Below are 12,510 nucleotides of genomic sequence, written 5' to 3' on the forward strand. Positions count from 1 at the left end.
CGGGCTCTGGTGGTCGGGGGCCGGACGTCGGGGGCCGGACTCAGAGGGCGATGCCCGAACGCACCACGCGTACCGGCTTCTTGAGTACACGGACGTCGGCCAGCGGGTCACCGTCGAGGAGGATCGCGTCACCGGCGAAGCCGCGCGCCAGACGCCCCGCGCGGCCCTGGAGTCCCAGGAGACGGGCCGCGCTCGTGGTGGCGGTGCGGATCGCGTCGAGGGCGGGCAGGCCTGCCTCGCGCATCAGCTCCACCTCGCGGCCGATCGGCTTGACCTTGCCGCCGGAGGAGTCGGTGCCCGCGGCCAGCGGCACGCCCAGCTCGTGGGCGGCGAGCACCGCCCGCTGGAGGGCCGGCAGATAGGTGCGGCCGCGCTCGGCGAGCACCGGGTCGGCGGACTCGGCGAGCCCGGCGATCGCGGTCAGGGTCGGCGTGAAGTACGTGCCCCTGCGCCGCATCTCGCGCAGCGTGTGCTCGCCGACGAACGCGCCGTGCTCCAGCGAGCGGATGCCCGCCATGACCGCGTCGTGGCAGCCCTTCTCGCTGTAGCTGTGGCAGAGCACGCCCTTGCCGCCGCGCCGGGCGGCCGCGACGACGGCGGAGAGCTGCTCGCGGTCGTACACCTGGGCCAGCGGGTCCTGCTCGGGGAGCCCGGCGCGTTCGTTGACGCGGGTCTTGATGACGTCGGCGCCCCGCGCGAGGTTGATCTCGACGACGCGGCGCAGCGCCTCGGGCGAGCGCACGCCGTCGCGCAGCCGCGCGAGCGGGGTGAGGTCGGGGTCGGCGAGGACCGTGTCGCCGAGGTCGGGCGTGACGAAGACGCCGGCGGCGCGCAGCCGGGGCGCGAGCCGCGGCGCCCGGCGGGCCAACTCCCGTACGGCGATGTCCTGGTAGAAGTTGGTCGAGCCGCTGCGGGCGCTGGTCGCCCCGTACAGCACGGCGTCCCGCGCCTCGGCCGCCGTGTTCAGGTGGATGTGCGCCTCGACGAGCCCCGGCAGGACCCAGCGGCCGTGCGCGTCGAGCACCTCGACGCCCTCGGGCACCGCGGTCCGGCCCCTGGCGCCCGCCGTGCGGACGACCCCGCCGACGATGACGACGACCGTGTCCTCGGTGACCTCGCCGGTCGCGGGGTCGAGGAGGGTGCCGCCCTCGATGACGAGATCGCCGCCGACGGATTCCGGGCGGGAGCCGGAGTGCCGGGCACCGGCCGCGGCGGCGCCGGGCGCGGCGGCGGAGAGGGCGGCGGTGGTCCCCGCGAGCGCGGCGGCGCCGGCGAGGATGCCGCGCCGGGTGAGCCGGGAGGGCGGGGGCGGGGTGTTCTCGACGCACATGAGGGCGGCTCCTGGGGAGGGAGTGGGCGGTGGACCGGCCAGGGACCGGAGGGGACGCGTCCGCCAGTTTGTATACCAAGTGGGGAACGGCTGCAAGGGTGGGCCGCATCAGGTGGGGAGTATTGCGCATTTACTGCGGGAAAGAGGGCGGGGTTCCGGATGTCCGGTATACAGAAATGGCGTATGCCTAGGCTGCACGGATGAGTGTCAGGCTGGCGGCGTACGCCGTGTGCATCGAGAACGGGCGCGTGCTGCTCGCCCACCACGTCCCGCCGTGCGGCGCGTCCAACTGGACGCTGCCCGGCGGCAGGGTCGAACACGGGGAGGACCCGCTGGACACCGTGGTCAGGGAGGTCGCCGAGGAGACCGGCTGCGACGCGGTGGTGGAACGGCTGCTGGGGGTCGACTCCCGGGTGGTCCCCGCCGCCGACCGGCGGCCCGGCCTCCCCGAGCTCCACAGCGTCGGCGTCTTCTACCGGGCCCGCATCACCGGTGGGCGGCTCCGGCCCGAGCCGAACGGCGAGACCGCCGAATCGGTCTGGACCCGGCTCACCGACGTCGCGGACCTCGGCCGCTCTTCGCTGGTCGACATCGGCCTCGCCCTGGCGCGGACCGCCCCGCCGACCGGTCATGTCGCCCCCGTGCCGGTCGGCGGTCTGCTCCGGCACTGAGGCCGGTCAGCCCTGGCCGTCGACGGCCGGTCGGCCCGGGGCGCCAACGGTCGGTCAGCCCTGGCCGTCCCCGGCCGGTCAGTCCTGGTCGTTCTCCTCGAAGAGCGATCGCAGGGCCACCGCCTGGCTGTCCCTCACGTGCAGCAGGGTGACGGCCGCCGCCGTCTCCTCGTCGCCCGTCGCGATGCGGTCGTAGATCAGCCGGTGCTGGGAGCGCATGTGGGCCGGTTCCGCGCGGATGCCGAACAGGAGCTGGAGCTGCCAGCTCAGCTGGTCCATCGTGCGGGCGAGGAGCGGATTGCCGGAGAGTACGACGATGCCCTCGTGGAAAGCGGTGTGCGCGGCGACCTCGCGCGGCCCGTCGTCCGCGTCCGAGGCCCGCTCCGCGTGGCCGAGCGTGGCCCGCAGCGCGGCGAGGCCCGGCGGCTCGTCCGGCGCGCACCGCGCCACCCGGCGCGCGGAGAGGCGCGACGCCTGGACGGCCAGGGGCTCCCACACCTCGTACAGATGACGTACGTCGTCGCGGTCCAGGCGCCGCACCCGCACGCCGCTGTGCGGGAGGAGTTCGAGCAGGCCCTCCGCGACCAGGGACCGCAGCGCCTCGCGGACGGGAACGCGCGACATCCGCAGCTCCTCGGCGACCTCGCGCTCCACGAGGCGCGCGCCGAGCGCGTAGCGGCGGTCGACGATGCGCTGCCGGACGGCCTCGCGGGCCTGCGCGCTCAGCGACGTGCGCTCCGCGCCGCCCGCCGTGTTGCCTGCCACCTGCACCGTCCTCCGTTCCGGGCGGGGCCCGGTGCCCCGCCGTGGAGGATACGGGTGAGGAGGCGGGTCACGTTTTGGCGCGGCGGTCCACGTACTCGAAGACGGAGCCGTCCGGGTGCATGGCCATGAGGCTGCGGCCCGCCGGGGTGGGCAGCGGGCCCGCGATGACCCGGCCACCGGAGGCCGTCAGGACCTCGTTGGCCTCGTCCACGTCCTGCACCGCGATGGTCGCCGAGACCTTGCGGAGCACGTCGAGCTCTCTCGCCGGACCGCTCATCAGCAGGAAGCAGCCGACCGCGGCGACGGACACCCCGCCGCGCTCGAAGCGCATCGCCTTGCCGCCCGCGAGCCGCTCATAGAAGGCGACCGAGGACTCCAGGTCCTCGACGCAGATGCGCAGTGTGGTTCCCAGGATCTCCATGGCTGGACAGCTCTCACCTTTCTGACCTGCGGCGACCTTGACCGAGCGGGCGGCAGTGGGCGACAGCGTGCAACAGCCGTGAGCTGACCGGTCGTTGCGCCCCTCGCGCGCTCCCTCGGGCCTGCAACGATTTCATGATTGCCTGCCTTGTCGCCACCGTCCCGGGGAATCCGGGGCGGGCCGTCACCCCGCCCCGGCCGCCGCCCACGGATCGGCTTCGGCCAGCACCTGGGCGAGGGGACGGCCGGTGCGGGCCGCGATCCGCCGCCGCTCCTGGACCTCGCGCATGGTCCGCGGCCGGTAACCGGGACCGTCGGCGCAGCAGCGGCACGCCGGGTGGAACCGCAGCCCCGCGCCCAGGACCGCCGCCAGGGCCTGCCAGCCGTCGGTGTCGCGGCGGGGCGGCACCGCCAGCTGCTCGCCGGCGTCGATCATCGGCCCCGCGCAGGACGGGCAGGGGCTCGGTCCGGTGCTCTCGCGCTTGAAGCCCTGACGGCAGTCCAGGCACACGTAGTGCGTTCGCATGATCAGTGGCATGGCGGCACTCTACGGAGTACGCGGAGGGGGCGCACCGGAGATTCGAGGGAGGCGCCGGTTGCTCCCGCGCCGTGCCGTTACGCATCCGCCGCCCCGGGTACCCGGGGCGCCATGACTGGTCCCGAGAACCCGCTGACCGGACTCGACAAGCCCATGACCGACGAACTGGTCCGGGCGATCCGCGCCGAGCTGCGCGAGGAACTGCGCGAGCAGACCGCGCGGCAGCGCCGCAGGGCCGCCCTCTACGCCGCGTCGGGCACCTCGGCCCTCTACGCGGGCGCCGCGACCGCCCTGGCGATCGGCCTGGCGCTGGCCCTCGGCCTGCCGGACTGGGCGGCGGCCCTCGTCGTGGCCGCCCTGTTCGCCGTCGTCGCCGTCGTCCTGCGCAACGCCGCCCGCCCGAAGGGCGTCCGCGACCGGGCGCCCCGGACCGACCCCGCCACACGGGCGGCCGACGCCGTACGCGCGACCCCCGCCGCGCAGGCGGACCCCACCGGCGCCGGACTCGCCGCCCCCGTCGCGCCCCCGGGCGCGCCCGGCACCCCCGCGCCCCCGCTGCCGCGCCGCAAGCCCTGAACCGGCGCCACCCGGTCACGGCCACCCGGTCACCGCCACCCGGTCACCGCCGCCTGGTCACCGCCACCCGGTCACGGCCACGACCTCCCGGGCGATGTCCGTCAGGGCGCGGTCGTCCGTGGCGATGCGGTGGGTGTCCCGCGGTACGTGCTCGTCCAGGTGCCGGGCCATGAACCGGCTGCGGCGCAGCTGCTGTTCGAGCTCCGAGCCCCGCTCGCGCGCCCGCAGCCGCTCCTCGGCCGTGGCGTCCTTCGCGGTCAGCAGGACCCGGACGACCCGCGGTCCGTCCAACGCCTCGGCGAACAACGACTCCTCGCTGCCCAGCACGCTCGCCGTGTTGGTGTAGACGAGCCGACGGCAGCCGAGATCGCGGTAGTTGGCCCAGATCGCCGCGAGGTTGCGGCCGGTGATCCGCGAGCGGTGGGGGTCGTCCGGCGGCGCCGGATGGACCGCGTCCAGGAGGTCGCCCTCGATCAGCGCGTGGCCGACGTCCGCCGCGCGCAGCAGCGCCGCGACCTCCAGGCCGACCGACGACTTGCCGACGCCCGAGCGGCCCCCGATGAGCAGTACTTCGCTGTTCCCCATGCCCGGAGCGTGTCAGGCGGCGCGCCCCGTACGCGACCGGAATGCCGGCGCACCGGCCCCGCCCCGACGCGCACGCGCGCTCACGCCACCCGGAACTCCGCCACCTCGTCCGTACGCAGCAGCAGCCCGTGCCCGATCCCGCCGTCCGGGCTGACCACGCCCCCGGTCGGGTCGAGCGCCCCGTCGAAGAACATCGACTCGATCCGGACGTGGTCGTGGAACCACTCGATGTGCCGCAGGTTCGGCACGCAGGCGGCCACCGCGGCGTGCGCGTGCGGCGCGCGGTGCGCCGAGACCTCCAGGCCGTGCGCCTGCGCGAGGGCCGCCGCGCGCAGCCACTCCGTGAGGCCGCCGCAGCGCGTCGCGTCCACCTGGAGGCAGTCCACGGAGGGGATCATGCGGGCGAAGTACGGCAGGTCGCAGCCGTGTCCGCCCGCCGCCACGTCGCACACCAGCGCGTCCCTGATCAGCGCGAGCCCGCGCAGGTCGTCGGCGGAGACCGGCTCCTGGAACCAGCCCACGCCGTGCTCGGCGAGCACCCGGCCCACCCGTATCGCCTGCTTGCGCGTGTAGCCGCCGTTCGCGTCGACGTACAGCTCGGCCTGCGGGCCGATGACGTCGCGTGCGGTGCGGACCCGGGAGACGTCACGGGCGGCCGCCCGGCCCCAGCTCTCCCCGACCTTGATCTTGACGCGTGGGATGCCCTGTCCGTGCACCCAGCCGTTGAGCTGCGCCGCCAGATGCGTGTCGTGGTACGTCGTGAAGCCGCCGCTGCCGTAGACGGGGACCTCCGTGCGGGCCGCCCCGAGCAGCCGGCCGAGGGGCAGCTCCAGCAGGCGGGCCTTGAGGTCCCACAGCGCGATGTCGACCGCGGAGATCCCGCACGCGGCGGCGCCGGGGCGGCCGGTGTCGCGGACCGCGTGGGCCATCGCGTCGTGCAGGGCGGGGATGTCGAGGGCGTCGCGGTCGGTGACGACGGGGGAGAGCTGCTCGTCGACGAGGGCGGCGACGGACGCGGGCGCGTAGGTCCAGCCGGTGCCGGTCGCGCCGCCCGCCGTGATCTCGACGACGACGATCGTCGTGGTGTCCCAGGCGAAGGTGCCGTCGGCCTCGGGGCCGTCGGCGGGCACGGTGTACGCGGAGACGGCGGGCCGCTCGATGGGGACTTCCTGCTTCATCGGGATCTTTCCTCGGTCATGGGGTGTGAGGCGGGGCAGTGAGCGGTGTGTGAGGTGTGTCGGAGGGGAGGGGAGAGAAGAGGCGGGGTGTGGTGGTGGGCCCGGCCCCTCGGCCGTGCGGGCCACGAGGGGGCCGGCGGGGCGGAGCGCGCGGGACGGGTACGACGTCGGGTATCCCCGTCGCGCGGGCGCAAACGGCGTGCACGCGGGGCACGACCGGTGCGGATCCAGGGCCCGGGAGCGCGGGCGCCGCACGGGGCCGTGACCCGAGTTTGGCGGTCGCCCCGCAGGGGCACGCGGGAGGCCCGAACCCGCCGGAGGTGGACCGTGGGCCGACCCCGCATCGTCGTCGTCGGAGCCGGATTCGCCGGCTACCGCACCGCACGCACCCTGTCCCGACTGACCCGGAGCAAGGCCGACATCACCCTGCTCAACCCGACCGACTACTTCCTCTACGTGCCGCTCCTGCCGCATGTCGCCACGGGCGTCCTGGAGCCCCGGCGCGTCACCGTCTCGCTCTCCGGCACGCTGCCGCACGTGCGCCTCGCGCTCGGTGAGGCCGACGGCGTCGATCCGGCGGGGCGCACGGTGACGTACACCGACCCCGAGGGGCGGCCCGGGGAGCTCGCGTACGACCGGCTCGTCCTCGCCGTCGGCAGCGTCAACAAGCTGCTGCCCGTGCCCGGCGTCGCCGAGCACGCGCACGGTTTCCGCGGCATGCCCGAGGCGCTGTACCTGCGCGACCACATCATCCGCCAGATCGAACTGGCCGCCGCCGCGCCGGACCCGGACACCTGCCGGGCCCGCTGCACGTTCGTGGTCGTCGGCGCCGGCTACACCGGCGTGGAACTCGCCGCGCACGGCACGCTGTTCACCGAGGCGCTGCTGCGCGACCAGCCGCTGCGGCAGGGCATACGGCCCCGCTGGCTGCTCCTGGACATCGCGGACCGTGTGCTGCCCGAACTCGACGAGCGGCTCTCCGCCACCGCCGACCGCGTCCTGCGGCGGCGCGGCGTCGACGTGCGCGCCAAGACCTCCGTCAAGGAGGCCACCTCGGACGGAGTGCTCCTGGACGACGGGGAGTTCGTCGACACCCGCACGCTGATGTGGTGCGTCGGCGTACGGCCCGACCCCTTCGTCGCGGGGCTCGGCCGGCCGCTGGAGCGGGGGCGGCTGCTCGTCGACCCGTTCCTCCAAGTGACCGGACAGCCCGACGTGTTCGCCTGCGGTGACGCCGCCGCCGTGCCCGATCTGCACCGGCCCGGCCAGTACACCCCCATGACCGCGCAGCACGCCTGGCGCCAGGGCGCCGCGGCGGGCCGCAACGTCGCGGCCTCCCTCGGCATCGGCACCCGCCGCTCCTACCACCACCGCGACCTCGGCTTCACCGTCGACCTCGGCGGGGTCCAGGCCGCCGCCAACCCGCTCGGCGTGCCGCTGTCCGGACCGCTCGCCGGGGCCGTCACCCGCGGCTACCACCTCGCCGCGATGCCCGGCAACCGCGTGCGGGTCGCCGCGGACTGGCTCCTGGACGCCGTACTGCCGCGCCAGGCCGTGCAGTTGGGCCTCGTCCGCTCCTGGTCGGTGCCGCTGGACACCGCGTCACCGGAACTGGCCCGGGTGCCGGAAGCACGAGAGGCGCCCGAAGCGCGTGAGGCGCCGGACGCGCGAGAGGTGCCCGACGGGCCCCGGTCGCCGGACGCGCGCCGGGCGCCGGACGGGACGCGCGCGTCGCAGACCAAGGAGGAACCCCATGGACACCAGTGAACTCACCTCGCTCGCGCGGCAGTTGCGCGTCGACGCCGTCCGCGCCGCGGCCGCCGCGGGATCCGGGCACCCCACCTCGTCGATGTCCGCCGCCGACCTGATGGCGGTGCTCGTCGGCCGCCACCTCCACTACGACTTCGAGCGCCCCGACCACCCCGGCAACGACCGGTTCATCCTCTCCAAGGGCCATGCCTCGCCGCTCCTGTACGCGGCGTACAAGGCGGCAGGGGCGCTCACCGACGAGGAGCTCCTGACCTTCCGCGCCCGGGGCAGCCGGCTCGAAGGGCATCCGACGCCGCGCGCCCTGCCCTGGGTCGAGGTCGCCACCGGATCACTCGGGCAGGGCCTGCCCGTCGGCGTCGGCATGGCGCTGTCCGGCAAGCGGCTCGACCGGATCCCCTACCGCGTCTGGGTGCTGTGCGGCGACAGCGAGCTGGCCGAGGGATCCATCTGGGAGGCGGCCGAGCATGCCGGGTACGAACGCCTCGACAACCTCACCGCGATCGTCGACGTCAACCGCCTCGGCCAGCGCGGCCCGACCCGTCACGAATGGCACCTGAAGGCCTACGCCGACCGCTTCAGGGCCTTCGACTGGCACGTCGTCGAGACCGACGGGCACGACATCGACGCCGTCGACCGCGCCTTCCGCGAGGCGGGCTCCACCGCGGGGCAGCCCACGGTGATCCTCGCCCGCACCGTCAAGGGCAAGGGCGTCGCGTCCGTCGAGAACCGCGAGGGCCTGCACGGCAAACCGCTGCCGGACCCGGAGGCGGCGATCGCGGAGCTGGGCGGCGCCCACGACGTGCACGTGGCCGTGCGCAGGCCGCCCGCCGCGCGCACACTGCACGCGGTGCGCAGCGGCCACCTCGAACTGCCCCGCCACGAAAAGGGTGAGCGCGTCGCGACCCGCACCGCCTACGGCCAGGCGCTCGCCGCCCTCGGCACCGCGCGCGGCGACGTCGTGGCCCTCGACGGCGAGGTCGGCGACTCGACGCGGTCGGAGTACTTCGCCAAGGAGCACCCCGACCGCTTCTTCGAGTGCTACATCGCCGAACAGCAAATGGTCGCCGCCGCCGTGGGGTTGGCGGCACGGGGCTGGGTGCCGTACGCCTCGACGTTCGCGGCGTTCTTCACCCGCGCCCACGACTTCGTGCGGATGGCGGCGATCAGCGGCGCGGGGATCAGCCTCGTCGGCTCGCACGCCGGTGTCGCGATCGGCCAGGACGGGCCCTCCCAGATGGGCCTGGAGGACCTCGCGATGTTCCGGGCGGTGCACGGCTCGACGGTCCTCTACCCCTGTGACGCCCACCAGACGGGACGGCTCGTCGCGCAGATGGCCGGCCTCGACGGCGTCCGCTACCTGCGGACGTCGCGCGGGGACACGCCCGTCATCTACGGACCCGGCGAGGAGTTTCCCGTCGGCGGCTCCAAGGTGCTGCGCTCCGACGACGCGGACCGGCTGACCGTGGTCGCCGCAGGGGTGACCGTCCACGAGGCGCTGGCCGCGGCCGAACTCCTGGACCGCGAGGGCATTCCGGTGCGGGTGATCGACCTGTACAGCGTCAAGCCCGTCGACCGCCGCACCCTCAACGAGGCCGCCGCGCGCACCGGTTGCCTGCTCACCGTCGAGGACCACCGCGAGGAGGGCGGCATCGGCGACGCCGTCCTCGACGCCTTCAGCGACGGCCGGCCCGTGCCGCGCCTGGTGCGGCTCGCGGTGCGGACGCTGCCGGGCTCGGCGGCGCCCGCCGAACAGCTGCACGCCGCGGGCATCGACGCGGAGTCGATCGCGGCGGCGGCGCGGCTGCTGGTGGAGGAGGGAGTGGTGCGGTGAGCGGCGTGGTGCGTTGAGCCGGAGGTGTGTGAGCCAGGAGGAGCGGTGAGCGGGGCGGCGCGGTGAGCCGGGCGGCGCGGTGAGCGGGGCGGTCACCGAGGGGAGCCGGCCCTCCTGAACCAGGCGTTCGCCGTCGGGCGGAACATCGCGACCACCGCGGTCAGCGCCGCCGCCCCCAGCAGGACCCGGCTGCCGCCCGACAGGACGTCCACCACGCCCACGTCCCGGAACGCGTCGCCGAGCACCTGACCGTCGGCGAGCCACCGGACGGGGCCGGCCACCACGGACAGCGCGCCGAGCACGCCGAACGCGCAGGCCAGCGCCGCCCGTGCGGCCCGCGAACCGCGCCGCATCCGCACCGCGACCAGGACGGCCGCCGAGAACACCGCCATGCGCAGCGCGGGACCGCCCCCGACGGAGGTGAGGGACGCCTCCCCGTCGGCCACCGCCCCGGGCACGGCGAGCACCGTCCCGAACACGCCCGCCGCGACCGCGGCGAGCCAGAGCGCGAAGGACGCCCTGACGGCGGCGGGTGCCGGTGGCTCGTCGGTCCCCGGCAGCATCGGCGGCAGGAGCCGCGGCTCCTGCGGGCGTGGCCGCGGGCGGGAGCGAGGGGTGCGGTGCGGGTCGGCGCTGTACACGGGGGAGCGGTGTGTCATGGCTGTCCTTCTCGACGGGCCCCGGTGCGGGACGGCTGGCGGTACCCCTGATCCTTCCTGCGCGGACCGCGCCGGGGCACGCCCGCCGTCCCCCGGCTTCGGGGTGGGGCCAGCCACCCTCCCGACCAGGGAAAACCCCACCGCTACCGGGGCCTCAGGGCGACCATCCGACCGGCCCCGGGGCAGCCGCCCGCGCGTCGTGCGCGGGGGGCGTGCGGGCGGCGCGCGACGGATGTCCACGTGAGCGACGAGGTTTGGCCAAGGGCCGCCGGGTCACTCGGCCCAGGAGGTGGACATGGCGAACATGTCACGCAAGATCACGGAAACGGACGACGAACTGCCGGGCCCCATGGCGGTGCTCCGGCAGGCCCGCGTCCAGCTCACGGAACTCACCGGCATGACGTCCGAGTCGGTGTCGTCCTTCGAACGCACCGAGGACGGCTGGCTGTTGGAGATCGAGGTGCTCGAACTGGCCCGGATCCCCGACACGATGAGCCTGCTCGCGACCTACGAGGTGCGGCTCGACCCGCGGGGCGAGCTCACCGGCTACCGGCGGATCCGGCGGTACGAGCGGGGACGTTCGGAACCGCGGGGCCCCGGCGGCCAGTAGCGCACGGCCCCGGCGGTCGGCGGACCGCCGTGCTCCACGCACGGAACGCACGCGCACCCGAGCCCTCACCGGCGTACCCGAGCCCTCACGGGCACCCCCACGGGCAAGGCGCCCCCAGCGACAAGCCCTCAACGACAAACCCCCACAGACAAGGAGGAAAGGTCGGTATGACCGTTGTCCCGGCACAGCAGTCCGGCGGCGGAGGCGGCTCCAGCGGCCTCTACGACGTCGTGGAACTCATCCTCGACCGAGGCCTGGTCATCGACGCCTTCGTACGGGTCTCCCTCGTCGGCATCGAGATCCTGAAGGTCGACGTCCGTGTCGTCGTCGCGAGCGTCGACACGTATCTGCGGTTCGCCGAGGCGTGCAACCGCCTGGACCTGGAGTCCGGCCCGCACAAGAGCCCCGGCCTGCCCGACCTGGTCGGCGAGATCACCGAGTCCGGTGCCCGCGGCAAGTCCAAGGGCGCGCTCTCGGGGGCCGCCGAGACCATCTCGGACGCCTTCAAACAGGCCCGCGAGGAGGGGCAGGCCGAGGAACGGCCGCGGGCCCGCCGCTCCACCGCCTCCCGCAGGAAGGAGGAGAGGGAGCAGTGAGCACGTACATCTACGGCATCGCGAGCAGCTCGCACCCGGCCCTGCCCGACGGCATGGAGGGCATCGGCCGGCCGGCGTGCGTCGTCCGCGTCCTGAAGCACGGGGAGCTCGCGGCGATCGTCAGCGACGCCCCCGATGACCTCAGGCCCAAGCGGCGCGATCTGCTCGCGCACCAGAACGTCCTGTCCGAGGCGGGCGCGGCCGGCGCCGTGCTCCCGATGCGCTTCGGGAGCCTCGCGCCGGACGACGAGGCGGTCGTCACGGTCCTCGGCGACCGGGCGGACCACTACGAGGAACGGCTGCGCAGCCTCGACGGCAAGGTCGAGTACAACGTGAAGGCCACGCACGACGAACAGGCCGTGCTCCACCAGGTCCTCGCCGAGAACCCGGACCTGCGCGCCATGGTCGAGGCCAACCAGGCTCAGGGCGGCGGGAGTTACGAGCAGAAGCTCCGCCTCGGCGAGATGGTCACCGCCACCGTGCGGGCCCGGGAGGCGAGCGACGCCGTCGAGGTGCGGCGCGCCCTGGAACCGGCCGCCGAAGCGGTCGGCGTCGGCCCCGAGGGCGCCGGCTGGCTGGCCAACATCTCGTTCCTGGTGAACCGGAAGACGGCCGACGGATTTCTCGCCGCGGTCGAGGAACTCCGGGCCACGCAGCCCCACTTGGAGCTTCGGCTGCATGGCCCGCTGCCCCCGTACAGCTTCGTCGATCCGGGGCCCGCCCAGCCCGCGGGGTGACGGCATGGGACTGATCGGCGAACTGCTCCTGCTGCCCCTGGCCCCGGCCCGCGGCTCCCTCTGGGTGCTGCGCCAAGTGGTCGCCGAGGCGGAACGGCAGTACTACGACCCCTCGGCCATCCGCCGTGAACTCACCCTCCTGGAAGAGCGTCTGGAGGCGGGCGAGATCGACGAGGCCGCATTCGAGCGGTACGAGGACGAGCTCCTCGACCGGCTGCACCACAGGACAGAACAGGATTTCTGA

At 74.7% G+C, this 12,510-nt stretch carries 15 protein-coding genes; 8 read left to right on the plus strand and 7 right to left on the minus strand.

Features of this window, described 5'->3' with window-relative positions; genetic code table 11:
• Positions 1 to 40 precede the first annotated feature (40 nt).
• Entirely contained in the window at positions 41 to 1,330 is a 1,290-nt protein-coding gene (locus AB0L89_RS29715) for an amidohydrolase family protein (RefSeq protein ID WP_365147455.1), read from the minus strand.
• A gap of 200 nt (positions 1,331 to 1,530) precedes the next feature.
• Here AB0L89_RS29715 and AB0L89_RS29720 point away from each other — a divergent pair, with 200 nt between their 5' ends.
• Entirely contained in the window at positions 1,531 to 2,001 is a 471-nt protein-coding gene (locus tag AB0L89_RS29720; protein WP_365147458.1) for an NUDIX hydrolase, read from the plus strand.
• 78 nt (positions 2,002 to 2,079) lie between these two features.
• On the opposite strand, the gene AB0L89_RS29725 is transcribed toward AB0L89_RS29720, so the two are convergent.
• From AB0L89_RS29725 to AB0L89_RS29735, 3 genes are all read right to left on the minus strand, one after another.
• Positions 2,080 to 2,766: a GntR family transcriptional regulator gene (locus AB0L89_RS29725; RefSeq protein WP_365147461.1), complete on the minus strand. Its 687-nt coding sequence runs from the start codon at positions 2,764 to 2,766 to the stop codon at positions 2,080 to 2,082.
• A gap of 67 nt (positions 2,767 to 2,833) precedes the next feature.
• Complete coding sequence (locus AB0L89_RS29730) at positions 2,834 to 3,187, minus strand: VOC family protein (RefSeq protein WP_365147464.1); 354 nt, start codon at positions 3,185 to 3,187, stop codon at positions 2,834 to 2,836.
• Between the two features lie 183 nt (positions 3,188 to 3,370).
• Positions 3,371 to 3,724 carry a deoxyxylulose-5-phosphate synthase gene (locus AB0L89_RS29735; RefSeq protein ID WP_365147467.1) on the minus strand — a complete coding sequence of 118 codons (354 nt, stop codon included), beginning with the start codon at positions 3,722 to 3,724 and terminating at the stop codon, positions 3,371 to 3,373.
• A gap of 111 nt (positions 3,725 to 3,835) precedes the next feature.
• Between AB0L89_RS29735 and AB0L89_RS29740 the strand changes: the two genes are divergently transcribed.
• Positions 3,836 to 4,300: a phage holin family protein gene (locus AB0L89_RS29740; RefSeq protein WP_365147470.1), complete on the plus strand. Its 465-nt coding sequence runs from the start codon at positions 3,836 to 3,838 to the stop codon at positions 4,298 to 4,300.
• 57 nt (positions 4,301 to 4,357) lie between these two features.
• On the opposite strand, the gene AB0L89_RS29745 is transcribed toward AB0L89_RS29740, so the two are convergent.
• Together AB0L89_RS29745 and AB0L89_RS29750 are read right to left on the minus strand one after the other, a co-directional pair.
• Positions 4,358 to 4,885: a hypothetical protein gene (locus tag AB0L89_RS29745; RefSeq protein ID WP_365147473.1), complete on the minus strand. Its 528-nt coding sequence runs from the start codon at positions 4,883 to 4,885 to the stop codon at positions 4,358 to 4,360.
• 80 nt (positions 4,886 to 4,965) lie between these two features.
• Positions 4,966 to 6,063 carry an enolase C-terminal domain-like protein gene (locus tag AB0L89_RS29750; RefSeq protein ID WP_365147476.1) on the minus strand — a complete coding sequence of 366 codons (1,098 nt, stop codon included), beginning with the start codon at positions 6,061 to 6,063 and terminating at the stop codon, positions 4,966 to 4,968.
• A gap of 327 nt (positions 6,064 to 6,390) precedes the next feature.
• On the opposite strand from AB0L89_RS29750, the gene AB0L89_RS29755 reads away from it, so the two are divergent.
• Positions 6,391 to 7,830 (plus strand): FAD-dependent oxidoreductase, encoded by a 1,440-nt coding sequence (locus AB0L89_RS29755; RefSeq protein WP_365147479.1) that lies wholly within the window; start codon positions 6,391 to 6,393, stop codon positions 7,828 to 7,830.
• Positions 7,817 to 9,664, plus strand: a complete 1,848-nt coding sequence (locus AB0L89_RS29760; RefSeq protein WP_365147482.1) for a transketolase — start codon at positions 7,817 to 7,819, stop codon at positions 9,662 to 9,664. Before AB0L89_RS29755 ends, AB0L89_RS29760 begins: the two co-directional genes overlap by 14 nt.
• Positions 9,665 to 9,756: 92 nt before the next feature.
• Here AB0L89_RS29760 and AB0L89_RS29765 read toward each other — a convergent pair whose 3' ends face one another.
• The gene (locus tag AB0L89_RS29765) at positions 9,757 to 10,323 is read right to left on the minus strand and encodes a hypothetical protein (protein ID WP_365147485.1); all 567 of its coding nucleotides are present in this window, start codon (positions 10,321 to 10,323) and stop codon (positions 9,757 to 9,759) included.
• 295 nt (positions 10,324 to 10,618) lie between these two features.
• On the opposite strand from AB0L89_RS29765, the gene AB0L89_RS29770 reads away from it, so the two are divergent.
• From AB0L89_RS29770 to AB0L89_RS29785, 4 genes are all read left to right on the plus strand, one after another.
• A complete protein-coding gene (locus tag AB0L89_RS29770) occupies positions 10,619 to 10,933 on the plus strand; it encodes a gas vesicle protein (protein WP_365147488.1) in 315 nt (104 codons plus the stop codon).
• 167 nt (positions 10,934 to 11,100) lie between these two features.
• Positions 11,101 to 11,529 carry a gas vesicle structural protein GvpA gene (locus AB0L89_RS29775; protein ID WP_365147491.1) on the plus strand — a complete coding sequence of 143 codons (429 nt, stop codon included), beginning with the start codon at positions 11,101 to 11,103 and terminating at the stop codon, positions 11,527 to 11,529.
• Positions 11,526 to 12,266: a GvpL/GvpF family gas vesicle protein gene (locus tag AB0L89_RS29780; RefSeq protein WP_365147494.1), complete on the plus strand. Its 741-nt coding sequence runs from the start codon at positions 11,526 to 11,528 to the stop codon at positions 12,264 to 12,266. Before AB0L89_RS29775 ends, AB0L89_RS29780 begins: the two co-directional genes overlap by 4 nt.
• Positions 12,267 to 12,270: 4 nt before the next feature.
• The gene (locus AB0L89_RS29785; RefSeq protein WP_365147496.1) at positions 12,271 to 12,510 is read left to right on the plus strand and encodes a gas vesicle protein GvpG; all 240 of its coding nucleotides are present in this window, start codon (positions 12,271 to 12,273) and stop codon (positions 12,508 to 12,510) included.

It is taken from the genome of Streptomyces sp. NPDC052114, assembly GCF_040680155.1.
Lineage (GTDB): Bacteria > Actinomycetota > Actinomycetes > Streptomycetales > Streptomycetaceae > Streptomyces.